At 73.3% G+C, this 14,722-nt stretch carries 14 protein-coding genes; 6 read left to right on the forward strand and 8 right to left on the reverse strand.

Going from position 1 to position 14,722, the window contains the following annotated elements; all coding sequences use genetic code 11:
- Window positions 1-654: SbcC/MukB-like Walker B domain-containing protein (locus N4P33_RS22885; protein WP_313904573.1), on the forward strand; the 654-nt coding region annotated here is incomplete at its 5' end.
- 7 nt (window positions 655-661) lie between these two features.
- On the opposite strand, the gene N4P33_RS22890 is transcribed toward N4P33_RS22885, so the two are convergent.
- Window positions 662-1,108 (reverse strand): Lrp/AsnC family transcriptional regulator, encoded by a 447-nt coding sequence (locus tag N4P33_RS22890; RefSeq protein ID WP_260828548.1) that lies wholly within the window; start codon window positions 1,106-1,108, stop codon window positions 662-664.
- Between the two features lie 94 nt (window positions 1,109-1,202).
- Here N4P33_RS22890 and N4P33_RS22895 point away from each other — a divergent pair, with 94 nt between their 5' ends.
- Both N4P33_RS22895 and N4P33_RS22900 read left to right on the forward strand, forming a co-directional pair.
- Window positions 1,203-1,679 carry a rhodanese-like domain-containing protein gene (locus N4P33_RS22895; RefSeq protein WP_260828549.1) on the forward strand — a complete coding sequence of 159 codons (477 nt, stop codon included), beginning with the start codon at window positions 1,203-1,205 and terminating at the stop codon, window positions 1,677-1,679.
- Between the two features lie 65 nt (window positions 1,680-1,744).
- Window positions 1,745-2,590 carry an SDR family oxidoreductase gene (locus tag N4P33_RS22900; RefSeq protein WP_260828550.1) on the forward strand — a complete coding sequence of 282 codons (846 nt, stop codon included), beginning with the start codon at window positions 1,745-1,747 and terminating at the stop codon, window positions 2,588-2,590.
- A gap of 6 nt (window positions 2,591-2,596) precedes the next feature.
- On the opposite strand, the gene N4P33_RS22905 is transcribed toward N4P33_RS22900, so the two are convergent.
- Both N4P33_RS22905 and N4P33_RS22910 read right to left on the reverse strand, forming a co-directional pair.
- Window positions 2,597-4,285: a DUF885 domain-containing protein gene (locus N4P33_RS22905; protein ID WP_260828551.1), complete on the reverse strand. Its 1,689-nt coding sequence runs from the start codon at window positions 4,283-4,285 to the stop codon at window positions 2,597-2,599.
- A 32-nt stretch (window positions 4,286-4,317) separates the two neighbouring features.
- A complete protein-coding gene (locus tag N4P33_RS22910; protein WP_260828552.1) occupies window positions 4,318-4,809 on the reverse strand; it encodes an Lrp/AsnC family transcriptional regulator in 492 nt (163 codons plus the stop codon).
- Window positions 4,810-4,881: 72 nt separating this feature from the next.
- Here N4P33_RS22910 and N4P33_RS22915 point away from each other — a divergent pair, with 72 nt between their 5' ends.
- Window positions 4,882-6,072 (forward strand): PLP-dependent aspartate aminotransferase family protein, encoded by a 1,191-nt coding sequence (locus tag N4P33_RS22915; RefSeq protein ID WP_260828553.1) that lies wholly within the window; start codon window positions 4,882-4,884, stop codon window positions 6,070-6,072.
- 146 nt (window positions 6,073-6,218) lie between these two features.
- Here the strand turns inward: N4P33_RS22915 and N4P33_RS22920 are convergent, their stop codons facing one another.
- The 3 genes from N4P33_RS22920 to N4P33_RS22930 all read right to left on the reverse strand — a co-directional run bounded on the left by N4P33_RS22920 (window position 6,219) and on the right by N4P33_RS22930 (window position 10,319).
- On the reverse strand, window positions 6,219-7,472 hold the full coding sequence (locus N4P33_RS22920; RefSeq protein WP_260828554.1) for a GNAT family N-acetyltransferase: 1,254 nt from the start codon (window positions 7,470-7,472) through the stop codon (window positions 6,219-6,221).
- Between the two features lie 98 nt (window positions 7,473-7,570).
- Window positions 7,571-9,157 carry an alkaline phosphatase gene (locus N4P33_RS22925; RefSeq protein WP_260828555.1) on the reverse strand — a complete coding sequence of 529 codons (1,587 nt, stop codon included), beginning with the start codon at window positions 9,155-9,157 and terminating at the stop codon, window positions 7,571-7,573.
- A 283-nt stretch (window positions 9,158-9,440) separates the two neighbouring features.
- Window positions 9,441-10,319 carry an alpha/beta fold hydrolase gene (locus N4P33_RS22930; protein ID WP_260828557.1) on the reverse strand — a complete coding sequence of 293 codons (879 nt, stop codon included), beginning with the start codon at window positions 10,317-10,319 and terminating at the stop codon, window positions 9,441-9,443.
- 166 nt (window positions 10,320-10,485) lie between these two features.
- Between N4P33_RS22930 and N4P33_RS22935 the strand changes: the two genes are divergently transcribed.
- Both N4P33_RS22935 and N4P33_RS22940 read left to right on the forward strand, forming a co-directional pair.
- Complete coding sequence (locus N4P33_RS22935; RefSeq protein ID WP_260828558.1) at window positions 10,486-11,373, forward strand: RNA polymerase sigma-70 factor; 888 nt, start codon at window positions 10,486-10,488, stop codon at window positions 11,371-11,373.
- A gap of 169 nt (window positions 11,374-11,542) precedes the next feature.
- The gene (locus tag N4P33_RS22940; protein WP_260828559.1) at window positions 11,543-12,304 is read left to right on the forward strand and encodes a GntR family transcriptional regulator; all 762 of its coding nucleotides are present in this window, start codon (window positions 11,543-11,545) and stop codon (window positions 12,302-12,304) included.
- Window positions 12,305-12,620: 316 nt separating this feature from the next.
- On the opposite strand, the gene N4P33_RS22945 is transcribed toward N4P33_RS22940, so the two are convergent.
- Window positions 12,621-13,778 (reverse strand): ROK family transcriptional regulator, encoded by a 1,158-nt coding sequence (locus N4P33_RS22945; RefSeq protein ID WP_260828560.1) that lies wholly within the window; start codon window positions 13,776-13,778, stop codon window positions 12,621-12,623.
- Between the two features lie 108 nt (window positions 13,779-13,886).
- On the reverse strand, window positions 13,887-14,552 hold the full coding sequence (locus tag N4P33_RS22950; protein WP_260828561.1) for a response regulator transcription factor: 666 nt from the start codon (window positions 14,550-14,552) through the stop codon (window positions 13,887-13,889).
- Between the last annotated feature and the right edge of the window lie 170 nt (window positions 14,553-14,722).

Here is a 14,722-nt window from a genome sequence, read left to right on the forward strand (position 1 = left end):
GCCTCCGCACGCGACGCCGCCGCCCACCGCTGCACCGAGCTGGACCAGCTCTCCGCGCGCGTGGCCGCGGCGATCCGGCGGCTGGCGCCGCTGCGCGAGGAACACGACCGGGTGGCCCGCATGGCGGGCCTCGCCGCCGGTACGGCCGCGGACAACGAACGGAAGATGCGCCTGGAGTCGTACGTCCTGGCGGCCCGGCTGGAACAGGTCGCCGCCGCCGCGACCGCACGGCTGCAGCGCATGTCGTCCGGCCGCTACACCCTCGTCCACTCCGACGACCGCACCGGCCGCGGACGCAGCGGCCTCGGACTGCATGTCGTCGACGCCTGGACCGGCCGGGAACGGGACACCTCGACGCTGTCCGGCGGCGAGACGTTCTTCGCGTCCCTTGCCCTCGCCCTGGGCCTCGCGGACGTCGTCACGGACGAGGCCGGGGGAGTGCGCCTGGACACCCTGTTCATCGACGAGGGCTTCGGCAGCCTCGACGACCAGACCCTCGACGAGGTGCTGGACGTGCTGGACGCCCTGCGCGAACGCGACCGCAGCGTGGGCATCGTCAGCCATGTCGCCGATCTGCGGCGGCGCATCCACGCCCAACTGGAGGTCGTCAAGGGCCGGTCGGGCTCGGTGCTGCGGCAGCGCGGGGCCGGGTGAGCCGGGGTCAGCGTCCCAGGGGGCGGCGGGGGAGCGGGGACGAGTAGACCACGCTCGTGGTGACCGAGCCGAGCCCCGCGATCCGGCCCGACACCTCCTCCAGGTGCCGCATGGAACGGGCGGCGACCTTGATGACGAAACAGTCGTCGCCCGTCACATGATGAGCCTCCAGGATCTCCGGCATCACGGCGACGAGGTCGTGGAACGGCTTGTAGTTGCCGGTGGGATAGCGCAGCCGGACGAACGCCAGGATGGGCAGCCCGAGCCGCTCCGGGTCCACCACGGCCGTATAGCCCTGGATGACGCCCGCCTCCTCCATGCGGCGCACGCGCTCGGTGACCGCGCTCGCGGACATGGACACGGCCCGGGCCAGCTCGGCGAAACCGGTACGGCCGTCCCGCTGGAGCACATCGAGGATGCGCCAGTCCGTGGCGTCCGGGGAATACGCGGTCATCCCCGAGGAATAGCAGGGGAATCCCCGGCTGATCAAGCCGTACGCCGGGGAATCTCACTTCATGGAGTGGATCATGGGCCGTAGCTTTGGGCCCATGACGACTACCGCACACCTGAGCCCCGTCCTGCGCGTCGCGCCCGCCGCCCCGGCCGAGGCCGCCGCCTACTTCCGCTCCCGGCTCGCCTTCCACACCGACGTCGCCGACACGGCCGCCGCGCTCGCCGCCGACGGCGACCCCGGATTCGTCCTGGTGGACACCCGCTCCACCGAGTCCTGGGACCAGGGCCACGTCCCCGGCGCCGTCCACCTGCCCACGGCCCTCATCCCCGAGCAGGCCGGGCACCTGCTCGACACGTCCGTACCGGTCGTGACGTACTGCTGGGGCCCCGCCTGCGACGGCGCCACCCGCGCCGCCCTCGCCCTCGCCGAACTCGGCTACCAGGTCAAGGAGATGCTCGGCGGCTTCGAGTACTGGGTCCGCGAGGGCTTCGCGTACGAGACCTGGCAGGGCAGCGAACAGCGCGACCGCGACCCGCTCACGGGGCCGGTGGACGGCGACTGCGGCTGCTGAACGAGCGCCCCGCACCGGGGATATCCGGGTGCGCGAAGATCCCGGGGGGCCCATCATGGGCAACCATGCCCCGACTTCCGCACCCCACCCCCGAAGCCCTTCGCCGTGACCCCCTGCCGTTGCGTGGCCGGACCGCGCTGGTCACCGGGGCCAGCAGACGCGGCGGCATCGGGCACGCCGTGGCTCGCCGCCTCGCCGCCTACGGGGCGAGCGTGTATCTGCATCACCATGTGCCGCACGACTCCGCCATGCCCTGGGGCGCCGACCGGATCGAGGACGTGATCGCGTCCGTCACCGAGGCCCTCGGCGACCCGGAGGCCCACGTGGTCGCCGGGCCGGGGGATCTCGCCGACCCGGCCGCGCCCGCCGCACTCCTCGACCGTGCCGTCGACGCCCTCGGCGGGCGGCTCGACATCCTCGTCGCCAACCACGCCCTCAGCGGCAGCGACGGCGACCTGGACACCGTCGACGCCGCCATGCTGGACGCCCACTGGGCCGTCGACGCCCGCTCGGTGCTGCTGCTCGTCCAGGCGTACGCCCGGCACAGAGCCACCCTCGAACCGCGCACACCGGGCGGGCGCGTGGTGACGATGACCTCCGGGCAGGACATCGCGAGCGGCATGCCCGGCGAGATCGCCTACGCACTGCAGAAGGGCGCCCTCGCCTCCATCACCCGCTCACTGGCGACCACGCTCGCCGAGCAGGCGGTGACCATCAACACCGTGAACCCCGGCCCGGTCGACACCGACTACATGACCGGCGAGGACTACGACGCCATCGCCGCGATGTTCCCCGCCGGACGCTGGGGCATGCCCGACGACCCCGCCCGCCTCATCGCGTGGCTGGCCACGGACGAGGCGGACTGGGTCACCGGTCAGGTGATCAACTCCGAGGGCGGCTTCCGGCGTTGAGGGCCCTCACAGCGCGGCCAGCTCGTCCACCAGATCGTCCAGACCCAGCGAGCCCTGCGACAGCGCCGCCATGTGCCAGGCCTTGAGGTCGAAGGAGTCGCCGTGCCGCGCACGCGCCTTCTCCCGGCCCAGCAGCCACGCGCGCTCGCCGAGCTTGTAGCCGATCGCCTGGCCCGGGATCGTCAGATACCGGGTCAGCTCGCTCTCCACGAAGTCCGCCGGACGGCTGCTGTGCGCCCCGAAGAACTCCTGCGCCAGCTCCGGCGTCCAGCGCTCACCCGGGTGGAACGGCGAGTCCGCCGGGATCTGAAGCTCCAGATGCATGCCGATGTCGACGATGACCCGAGCCGCCCGCATCATCTGCGCGTCCAGATAACCGAGCCGCTCCTCCGCGTCCGTCAGGAAGCCCAGCTCGTCCATCAGCCGCTCCGCGTACAGCGCCCAGCCCTCGGCGTTGGCGCTGACCATGCCCACGGACGCCTGGTAGCGGGAGAGGTTCTCCGCCACGTGCACCCACTGCGCGAGCTGGAGGTGATGGCCGGGGACGCCCTCGTGGTACCAGGTCGACACCAGGTCGTACACCGGGAAGCGGGTCAGCCCCATCGTCGGCAGCCAGGTGCGGCCCGGCCGGGAGAAGTCCTCCGACGGGGGCGTGTAGTACGGGGCCGCCGCGCTGCCGGGCGGGGCGATCCGCGACTCCACCTTCCGTACCCGCTCGGCGAGTTCGAAGTGGGTGCCGTCCAGGGACTCGATCGCCTGGTCCATCAGGCCCTGCAGCCAGTCGCGTACCTCGTCCACGCCCTCGATGTGCCGGCCGTGCTCGTCGAGGTGGGCCAGCGCCACCCACGGCGTCTCGGCGCCCGGCAGGATCTTCTCGGCCTCCTTCTTCATCTCGCCGAGGATCCGGTGGAACTCGGACCAGCCGTACGCGTACGCCTCGTCCAGGTCGAGGTCGGTGCCGTTGAAGTAGCGGGCCCAGCGGGCGTAGCGCTCCCGGCCCACCGTGTTCGGGGCGCCCTCGATCGCCGGCGCGTACACCTCGCGCATCCAGTCCCGCAGTCCGGCCACCGCCGCGGTCGCCCCGCGTGCGGCCTCGTCCAGCTCCGCGCGTAGAGCGTCGGGGCCCGCCGACGCGAAGTCCTCGAACCAGCCCCGGCCCTCGCCCGTGTCGGACCACTCGCCGAGCTGCTCGATGAACGTGGCGGTCGGGCGGGGAGCCGCGTACAGCTTGCGCTCCAGGCCCAGGTGAAGGGACTCGCGGTAGCCGGCCAGCGCGCCCGGCACCGCGCGCAGCCGCTCGGCGATCGCCGCCCAGTCCTCCTCCGTCTCCGCCGGTGTCACGGTGAACACCTCGCGCACCGAGTGGGCGACGGTCCCCAGGTTGCCCACCGACCGCAGACCCTCGTCGGCCTCGTGCACGGCCAGCTCGGCGGTGAGCCGCTCCCGCAGCAGCCGGGCGCAGCGGCGCTCGATGTCGCTGTCCGCGCCGGGCCGGCGCTCGGCCTCGCCGAGCCGGGCGAGCGTGGCCCGCTGGAGCTCCGCGAGCGCCTCCTGGCCCGCGGGGGAGAGGTCGGGCAGCCGGGAGGAACTCTCCTTCACACCGAGATAGGTACCGGTCACCGGGTCGAGGGCGATCAGCTCGTCGACGTAGGCGTCGGCGACGTCGCGGGGCAGCGCGTTGTTGGTCTGTGACATGCGGACCATCCTGGTACGCGCGTCGCCGCACGTCACCCGGATTGAGCCGAGGGCGAAGGCGGCAACAGCGGCCCGCAGTCCCACTGCTGGAAGATCAGCCGGGTCTCCACCCGCGCCACCTCCCGCCGCGCGGTGAACTCGTCCAGCACCAGCCGCTGCAGATCCGCCATGTCCGCGACCGCGACATGCACCAGATAGTCGTCCGGGCCGGTCAGATGGAACACGGTCAGCGACTCCGGCAGCGCCCGGATCCGCTCCACGAACGGCCCGACCAGCTCCCTGCGGTGCGGCCGCACCTGCACCGACAGCAGCGCCTGCAGCCCCCGCCCCAGCTTGGCCGGATCCAGCTTCAGCCGGTGCCCGAGGATCACGCCGCAGCGGCGCAACCGGGTCACCCGGTCCAGACACGTCGACGGCGCTACCCCGACCTGCGCGGCGAGATCCCGGTACGTCGTCCGGGCGTCGTTCTGCAGCAGCCGCAGCAGATGAAGGTCCACCGGATCCAGTACGACAGATTCGGCCACCGGCCGAACGTAACACGGTCTTCGGCTCCCGGGACCCGGTCGGTGTTCACTCTTCGCTCCATGGATCTGGGCATGGACACGCGTACACCGCGTTCACCGCGCACATCGCGCGCACTGGCCACCGAGGCCGTGCACGCCGGCCGCGACGACCTCGCCGGCCAGGGACTGCACGCCCCGCCGATCGACCTGTCGACCACCTACCCCTCGTACGACAGCCGCGGCGAGGCCGCCCGCATCGACGCCTTCGCCGCCACCGGCGCCGAACCGGACGGCCCGCCGGTCTACGGGCGGCTCGGCAATCCGACCGTCGCCCGCTTCGAGACCGCGCTGGCCCGCCTGGAGGGCACCGAGGCGGCGGTCGCCTTCGCCAGCGGCATGGCCGCCCTCAGCGCCGTGCTGCTGGCCCGCGGCTCCATGGGGCTGCGCCATGTCGTCGCCGTACGGCCGCTGTACGGGTGCAGCGACCATCTGCTGACCGCCGGGCTGCTCGGCTCGGAGGTCACCTGGACCGACCCGGCGGGTGTCGCCGACGCGCTGCGGCCGGACACCGGGCTGGTGCTGGTGGAGTCCCCGGCCAACCCCACCCTTGCCGAGATCGACCTGCGGGCCGTCGCCCACGCCTGCGGGTCCGTACCGCTGCTGGTGGACAACACCTTCGCGACGCCCGTGCTCCAGCGGCCCGCCGAGCAGGGGGCGCGGCTGGTGCTGCACAGCGCCACCAAGTACCTGGGCGGACACGGGGACGTGCTGGCGGGCGTGGTGGCCTGCGACGAGGAGTTCGCCGGGGTGCTGCGGCAGATACGGTTCGCCACCGGGGGTGTCCTGCATCCGCTGGCCGGCTATCTGCTGCTGCGGGGCCTGTCCACCCTCCCGGTGCGGGTGAAGGCCGCCTCGGCCAACGCCGCCGAGCTCGCCCGCCGGCTCGCCGCCGACCCGCGCGTGGAGCGTGTGCACTACCCGCGCATCGGCGGCGCGATGGTCTCCTTCGAGGTGTACGGCGACCCGCACGAGGTCATCCGCAGCGTCCGGCTGATCACCCCGGCGGTGAGCCTCGGCAGCGTCGACTCCCTCATCCAGCACCCGGCGTCCATCAGCCACCGCATCGTCGACGCCGACGACCGCCGCGGCGCCGGCGTCAGCGACCGGCTGCTGCGCCTCTCGGTCGGCCTGGAGGACGTGGAGGACCTGTGGGCGGACCTGGACGGGGCGCTGGGGGAGCCGGTCGGGACGCGGACCCGCCGGGAGGCGCTGGCTCGGGGCTGATGCGCCGGCCCGGCGGATGACGCGGCCGTCCCCCTGCTCCGGGGGAGGGGGACGGCCGTCGCTCGCGGCGCCTGACGAGGGACGGTCGCCGTTCGCTTCGTGGGGGAGCAGACGGCCGTCGCTCGTCGTGCCGGCCAGGGCTACGGCTACGGGCGGCTGACCCGTTCGCCGTCCCGCCGCTCCTGCGTGCGGTGGGGGCGTACGTCGTTCAGGCGGGCCGTGATGACGAGGGTGCCCTCCTCGATCTGGTAGTCGAGGGGGAGGGCCAGGGCGCGCATCGCGGCGACCATGCCGGTGTTGGAGGACTGCGTCACCGCGTACACGTCGGTGCAACCGGCCTCCGCGGCCATCGCCACCAGCCGGGACAGCAGCTCACCCCCGATGCCGCGCCGCTGCCAGGCGTCCTCGACGAGCAGGGCGACCTCGGTCTCGTCGCCGTCCCACAGCAGATGGCCGAGGCCGACGATGCGGCCGGAGGCGGTCTGCGCGGCGAGCGTGCGGCCGAAGCGCGGACTGAGCAGATGGCTCAGATAGCGGTCCGCGTCACCGACCGGACCGTGGTACCGCAGGCGCAGCGTCTCGGCGGAGCACCGCTCGTGCATCTCCAGCGCGGCGTCGAGGTCACGGGTGTCCGCCCGGCGCACCGTGATGTCGCTGCCCTCGGGCAGGGTGAGCACGTCCCGGCCGCGCGGGAGCCGCGGGCCGAGCCGGGCGTCCAGTTCCACCAGCGCCCGCGCGCGGGCGAACTCGGTGGGCGTGAACGGCAGATACGGCCGCTCCACGGTGATGACCCCGCCCTCCGGGGCGCGCAGCCGCATCACCGTGTCCTCCAGGGCACCCTCCACCGGCCCGCCCTGCGGCGCCCGGGGGCCGAAGGCCGGGGCGGCGGGCAGCGAGCGGATGGTGCACCGGCCCAGCAACTGCCGCAGCGCCAGCGGCAGTTCCGCCGCGTCCTGCGCGGTGCGGGCGGCCAGGCCCAGCACGCGGGTCGGGGCGTCCACCAGATCGTGGGCGTCGGCCCGCTCGATCCAGGTGTCCCAGCCCCCGGCGCCGGAGGCCGCGGCGGTGAGGCCGGTGCCGTCCAGGTCGGCCGGGGCGCGCAGCAGGAACTCGTCCACCACGCCCTCGCCGAGCGGATGCGTCTGCAGGCTCAGGATGTCGACCCCGCGCTCGGCCAGCGCCGCGCACAACGCGGCCAGCGAGCCCGGCTCGTCCTTCACCGTGGTGCGCATCCGCCACAGCACCATCTGCCCGGCCGCCTCGGAGGGCGGCCGGGCACCGCCGGTATCGGGCACCGGCGGTGCGTGACCGTGGCGGCGTGTCCACCATGTGGGGACGACGGCCGTGCAGCGCGCCGCCAGGTTCGCCCATGGCCGCCGGGTGTGCGTCACTTCAGACATGTCTCGACTCATGCACACCACTGTGAAGGATTCGTGTTTCGTGATCACGAACTCACTGTGACCGGCGAGTAAAGGATTCTTTTGTCCGGTTTGACGCGCTACTGTCCGGCCAGTCCCGGCCGCAGCGTCTTGGTGAACAGCACCGTGCCGTCCTGTTCCCGCATCCGCACCGTCAACTCCCCGCTGTCGCCGTCGATGTCGACCTCGCCGAAGAACTGGTAGCCCTCGGCGGGCGACACGTTCGACGCGGTCGGTGCCTTCACGAACACCCGCTCGGGACCGAAGGTGTCGTCGAGCGCGCTGGCCGGGAAGGCACCCGCGTTGAGCGGGCCCGAGACGAACTCCCAGAACGGCTCGAAGTCGCCGAACGCGGCCCGGGACGGCTGGTAGTGCTGGGCGGAGGTGTGGTGCACATCGGCCGTCAGCCACACCGTGCCGGTGATCCGCCGGTGCTTGATGAAGCGCAGCAGCTCCGCGATCTGCAACTCCCGTCCCAGCGGCGCCCCCGGGTCGCCCTGGGCCACCGCCTCGATGTTCTTGCGGCCCTCGCCGGTGTCGGGCACCACCAGACCGATCGGCATGTCGGCGGCGATCACCTTCCACACCGCGCGCGAGCGGGCCAGCTCCCGCTTGAGCCACTCCAGTTGCTCGCGTCCGAGGATGCCCTGCGGGTCGACGGTCTCGGTGCCCGGGGAGTTGGCGTTGCGGTACGTGCGCATGTCCAGCACGAACACGTCCAGCAGCGGGCCCTGCCGCAGCACCCGGTACACCCGGCCCTCGCGGGCGCCGGGCCGCAGCGTCGACATCGGGAAGTACTCGCTGAACGCCCGCCGGGCCCGGGCCGCCAGCACGTCGACGCTCTTCTCCGTGTAGCGGGTGTCGGTGTCCGCGATCCGCTGCCCCGGGTACCAGTTGTTGCGCACCTCGTGGTCGTCCCACTGCACGATCGACGGCACCTGGGCGTTGAACCGGCGCAGGTTCTCGTCGAGCAGGTTGTAGCGGAAGGTGCCGCGGAACTCGGAGAGCGTCTCGGCGACCTTGGACTTCTCCTCGGTGGTGACGTTCCGCCAGATACGGCCGTCCGGGAGGGTGGCGGTCGGCGCGATGGGGCCGTCGGCGTAGACGGTGTCGCCGCTGAACAGGAAGAAGTCGGGGTCGAGACGGGCCATCGTGTCGAAGATCCGGTAGCCCCCGATGTCCGGGTTGATGCCCCAGCCCTGCCCGGCCAGGTCGCCCGACCACACGAACCGCACCCCGTCCCGCCGCCGCGCCGGCACCGTGCGGAACGTGCCGGTGACGGGCTCGCTCGTACGGCGCGGGTCGTCGGGGTCGGCGAGCAGCACGCGGTAGTGGATCTGCTCGCCGGACGGCAGGCCGCGCAGCCGGGTGGTGCCGGTGAAGTCCGTGCCCTCGCCGAGCAGCGGGCCGTGCCATCTGCGGGGGTTGCGGAACGACTCGGTCGCCGACGTCTCGACGATCATCCGGGCCGGCCGGTCGGACCGTACCCAGACCAGACCGGACTCCCGGGTCACATCGCCCGTCTGCACGCCCCACCGCGCCTCCGGCCGCCCGGACCGCGCGAAGGCGGGGGCCGCGCCGAGGGCGGTGGGCAGGGTGAGGGCCGCCGAGGCCGCGAGGGAGCCGCGCAGGACCGCGCGGCGGCCGGGAAAGGGACGAACGGACATGAATGCGCCTCCAGAGACAGGATCCGGCCAGTGTGCGCTGCCACATCTACTCGCACGTCACGGCTCGCACGCGAAGACGAAGTGAACAACCGATCGCGGGCACGGAGGCGTTGAAGGGCGCCGCCCTCATGGTTCTGCCGTCCCCGAGCACGGCAGCCGGCCCCTGGCTCGACGGCAGCCGCGTCCCCGCGACGAGCCGCCCCCGCCTTCCGCGAGGCCCGCCCCCTGTTCGGAGAGCCGGCGCCGATGCGGCGGGCAGGAGCAGCTCCCAGCCCGCCGCGCGCTACAGCGCTGCCGTGTCGAGCGGAGTGCCGGCGGGCTCGGACGGGCGGGGGCGGCTGGTGTCGAGGATGACGCGGGCGACCAGGGCCGGGTCGTCGTTCATCGGGACATGGCCGCAGCCGGGGAGGCGGATCAGCCGGGCGTGCGGGATGGTGCGCTTGGCGCGGACGCCCTGCCGGGGCAGCAGCAGCCGGTCCCGGCTGCCCCAGGCCACCGTGACGGGAACGCCCGGCACCGGATCGGTGAACTGGACGGTGCGTCCCGCGCGCAGCGTCTCGAAGAACCCCTCGGCGTGCGCCAGCGCGAGCGTCTCGGCGACCACAGCCTCGGGGGAACGCCGCGCAGGGCGGGCGTAGATGGTGCTGGTCAGCGCGAACCGGCCGGCCGCCGAACGGGACAGCCGCTCGACCGCCGGCAGCGGCATCCGCTCCGCGATCCGCCGCATCCCGAGCAGCACACCGAAGGCGTACCGCCGCTCGGCCTCGGTCCAGAACCCCGCCGGGGACAGCGCCGTGACGGACCGTACGAGCTTCTCGCGGCCGAGCTCCAGGGCCAGCAGACCGCCCAGCGAGTTGCCCGCGACATGCGGCCGGTCCAGTTCCAGCACCTCGCACAGCGCACCGAGCGCCGCGTTCATGGTGGGCAGGTCGTGGGCGAGTCCGTCCGGCAGGGCGGGGGACGCGCCGAAGCCGGGCAGGTCCACCGCGATCACCTCGCGCTCGGTGGCGAGGATGTCGACCACCGGGTCCCAGGCCTGGCGGTGATGCCCGATGCCGTGCAGCAGGAGCAGCGGTTCGCCGCTGCCCACGCGCGTGTAGGAGAGGGTCACGTGCTGCGGGCCGAGGGGTGAGGTGACCTCGAAGGAGACGGTCGCTGACATGAAGGTGCTCCTCGTCTTGGACTCGCGGGCGGTACGGACGGTACGGACGGTACGGACGGCGTGACAGGCACGGACGCCGTAGACAGCTTGTCAGCAATTACTACCGACGGGTAGCCCCTCGGCGAACCGCCTGGACACCGCCGGATACGTCGGCTGGGATGGTGCCGTGACCACCGACACCGCGACCGATGTCTTCGAAGAGCACCGCCCCGTCCTCCTCGGGGTGGCCTACCGCATGCTGGGCAGGGTGGCCGATGCCGAAGACGTCGTCCAGGAGGCCTGGCTGCGCTGGTCCGGCGCCGACCGCTCCGACGTGCGCGAGCCGCGCGGCTATCTGGTGCGGATCACCACTCGCCTCGCCATCGACCGGCTGCGCCAGATCAAGGCCCGCGGCGAGACCTACGTCGGCCCCTGGCTGCCCGAGCCCTACGTCACCGACTTCGGCGACAGTGTCCCGGACACCGCCGAACAGGCCGTGCTCGCCGACTCCGTCTCCCTCGCCGTCCTCGTCGTGATGGAGTCCCTGTCGCCGCTGGAGCGCGCGGTGTTCGTCCTGCGCGAGGCGTTCGGCTACCCGTACGCCGACATCGCCGCCATGCTCGACCGCGGCGAGGCGGCGGTGCGGCAGCTGGCGGGGCGGGCCCGCAAGCACGTCGAGGAACGCCGTCCGCGCTACGACGTCGACCCCGCCCAGCGCCGTGACCTCACCGAGCGGTTCCTGGCCGCGGCCGCCGGCGGTGACCTGGAGGGGCTGCTGGAACTGCTCGCGCCCGACGTGCGGCTCGTCGGCGACAGCGGCGGCAAGGCGCGCGCACCCCTGCGGGTGCTGGAGAGCGCCGACAAGGTGGGCCGCTTCATCGTCGGCGCCGCGCGCAAGGGCGTGCCCGACTTCTCCGTCCGCTTCGTCGAGGTCAACGGCGGGCCCGCCGTGCTGGCCCTGTCCGGCGGCAAGCCCGACGCGGTCTTCCAGCTGGACGTCGCCGACGGGCGCATCCAGGCGGTGTACATCGTCCGCAACCCGGACAAGCTGCACGCGCTGGCGGCACTTCCCTAGCCGCGGTCGCCTTCTCGACAGACCCCCGTCACACGGCGGGGGTCTCGTCGTCGTACGGATTGGTATTGACCAAGGGGTGGGGCCCGCCTATGGTCGCTGATAAGTGAAACAACCTTTAATAAACAAGGGCGCTAAAACGCCGCCGGACACGGCGATCGTGGAGGACAGGGTGGGGACCACGCAGCTGGAAACGGTGCCGGAACCGAAGTACTGGCACCTCAGGACCGTGCTCAGCGAAGCGCTGGAGACCGAGTTCTCCGTGGGCGAGATCCTGCCCAACGAGCGTGACCTCGCCGCCCGTTTCGGCGTCGCCCGCGCCACGCTCCGGCAGGCTCTTGAGCAGCTCGAACTGGAAGGCCGGCTGCAGCGCCGCCGCGGGGTCGGCACGACCGTCGCCCCGCCCCGCATGGGCGTCTCCGTCGGCCCCGCGCGGCACGGCTGGCCGGGCGGCCCCGGTGACGCGTGGCAGGCCCTCGACTGCACCCTCGAAGTGCCGCCCGCCTCCGTCGCCGAGACCCTGGTCACCGGCCGCGAGGAGCCCGTGCACATCCTGCGCCGCTCCCGCGTCTCGCACGGCCAGCCCGTCGCCGCCGAGCTCCTGTACGTCCCGGCGGCCTCCGTGCCCGACCTCTCCGGCATCGACCTGCCGTCCGGCGCGGCACGCGCGCGTGCGGTGCTGCGGGAACTCCAGCGCCTTGAGCTGGAGCGCCAGGAGAACGCCGTGGAGCTCGGCTCGGCCCGCGCGGACGACGCCCGCGAACTGGACCGCCTCCCCGGCGCTCCCGTCCTCGTCGTCACCACCCGCTACATCACCCGCGGCCGCACCGCAGCGCTCTCCGTCGCCACGTACCGCGCCGACACCTGCCGCCTGACCTTCGGCGACACAGGCGCGGTAGAGATCCACCACGGCCCGGAACGCCACGCGTCCTGACCACCCTCGCGGAACTCCACTCCGGCTTCGACTCACAGCCCCGCCACAGGCCGTGAGCCGAACCGGCACGGCTACGTCCTGCCCGAGGCCGCCGCTCGCTCACGCCGCTGGCCGGCGGGCAGGACCTCGCCCCTTTGGCACCGGGTGCGCCACGGCCCCACCCGTCGTGCGCGCCCGGCGGCCGGACGGCACAGGCCCGGTGGGCTTTTCCGGGTCCTTGGCTCTGGGGCGTGCCTGTGCCGGGTGACGTCGGCTCCCGCATCGTGCCGGTCGCGACCTGCCTCGCGGCCAGGGCATCCCGCCAAGCCGCCGCAGGCTACCGGCGGGCCGTCACCGTGCCCTCGACTGCGAAGAGTTGTTCCTCGACGTGGTCCAGGGCCAGGCGGAGCGCGCCCGTTGCCACCGCTGCCTCGCCGAGGAGGGACAGGGTGACCTGCGGCGGGCGCAGGCAGTAGCGGGCCAGTTCGCGGCGCAGCGGGTCCAGGACGCCGTCCAGGCCGGCCGCCCAGCCGCCGATCACGACGAGTTCCGGGTCGAGGGCGAGCACCAGCGCGGCGACGTCGTGGACCAGCCGCTGGATGAAGCGGTCGACCGCCGCGAGCGCCCGCTTGTCGCCCTCCCGCGCCTGCGCGAAGACCGCGGCGACCGCCTGCTCGTCCAGCGGGTGCAGCGGCTCGTCCGTGGTGGACAACAGCGCCTCGGGCGTGGCCTCGCGGCCCAGCAAATGTAGCGCCCCGATCTCCCCGGCCGCCCCGCCGTACCCGCGGTGCAGCCTCCCGCCGATCAGCGACCCCGCCCCCGGACTCAGCCCGGCCAGCACGAACACCACGTCGTCGGTCTCCGTCGCGGAGCCCTTCCAGTGCTCGGCCACGGCAGCCGCGTTCGCGTCGTTCTCCACCAGCACCGGGCACTTGAAGGACCGGCTCAGCCGCTCGCCGAGCTCCAGCCCCGACCAGCCGGGCAGCGCCGTGCTCAGCCGCACCGTGCCGTCCGCCTCCACGATGCCGGGCGTGCCCACGCCTACGGCACGCAGGGAGTCACGCGGCACACCGGCCCGGCGCAGCAGCTCGGCCACGGCGGTGCGCGCCCGCTCCACCCGGTCGTCCGCCTCGACCGTCTCGTCGACGTCCTTCACCTCGGCACCGATCACCCGGCCGTCCAGGTCGGCGAGCAGCGCCGCCACCCGGTGCGCCCCGATCTCCAGACCCAGCAGATGCCCGGCCTCCGCACGGAAGCGGAACCTCCGCGCCGGCCGCCCCTGCCGCCGCGCCGCCCCCTCGTCGGCCGCCGCCTCCACCACGAGCCCCGCCTCGATGAGCCCCTCGACGACGCCTTCCACGGTGGGCCGGGACAGCCCCGTCACCCGGGTGACCTCGGTGAGCGTCGCGCAGTCCGTGGCCCGCAACGCGTGCAGCACCACCGCGGAGTTGATCCTCCGCAGCAGCGAGGGATCCCCGCCGGTCAGCCGACCCACCGTCCGTCCTCCCAGCTCGTGCGCGTGTTGGCCGGATCGTACTCGGCGCCCGGAACCCAGGCGACCGCCGGGCACGGTGACCGCACGCGGACCGCCGGCGCACACGGCTCACCCGGGTGCCACGAACCCCGACTCGTACGCCGTGATCACCGCCTGGGTGCGGTCGCGCGCCCCCAGTTTCGCCAGCACGGCGCTCACATGCGACTTCACCGTCTCCGTCCCGACCACCAGCCGCGCGGCGATCTCCGCGTTCGACAGGCCCCGCGCCATCAGCCGCAGCACCTCCGCCTCCCGCTCGGTCAGCCGCGCCCGCTCCAGCACGTCCCGGGCCGCGCGATCGCCGCCGCCCCCGTCCCCGTACTCGGCGGCCAGCCGGCGCACCGAGGCGGGGAACAGCAGCGACTCGCCCTCGGCGACCAGCCGCACCGCGTGCACGATCTCCGCCGGACGCGCCCGCTTCAGCAGGAACCCGTCGGCGCCCGCGCGCAGCGCCTCGTAGACGTATTCGTCGTTCTCGAACGTCGTCACCACGAGGATCTTCGGCGGGTCCTCGACCGTCCGCAGCAGCGCACGCGTGGCCTCGATCCCGTCCATCAGCGGCATGCGTACGTCCATGGCGACCACGTCCGGCCGCAGTTGCCGCACCAGCGGAATCACCGCCGCCCCGTCGGCCGCCTCACCGGCCACCTCGATGTCGGGCTGCGCCTCCAACACGGCCCGCAGACCCGCGCGTACGAGGGGTTCGTCGTCGACGAGCAGAACGGTGACCGGCATCCGGCCAGCCTAGTGCCGCGGGACTAGGCCCTGTCGTCAAATTCCCGTCGTCCGCCCGAAGGGCGGGCCTGGCGGCGTCAGGTGCGTGCTCTCGGCGTGCCGGGCGTCGACCGGCGTACTGGTTGTACGTGGTCGGCGCCCGGTGCGGCGAGAGTGCGTGCATGGCGTCG

The organism is Streptomyces sp. 15-116A (assembly GCF_025290915.1).
Classification (GTDB): Bacteria; Actinomycetota; Actinomycetes; order Streptomycetales; family Streptomycetaceae; genus Streptomyces.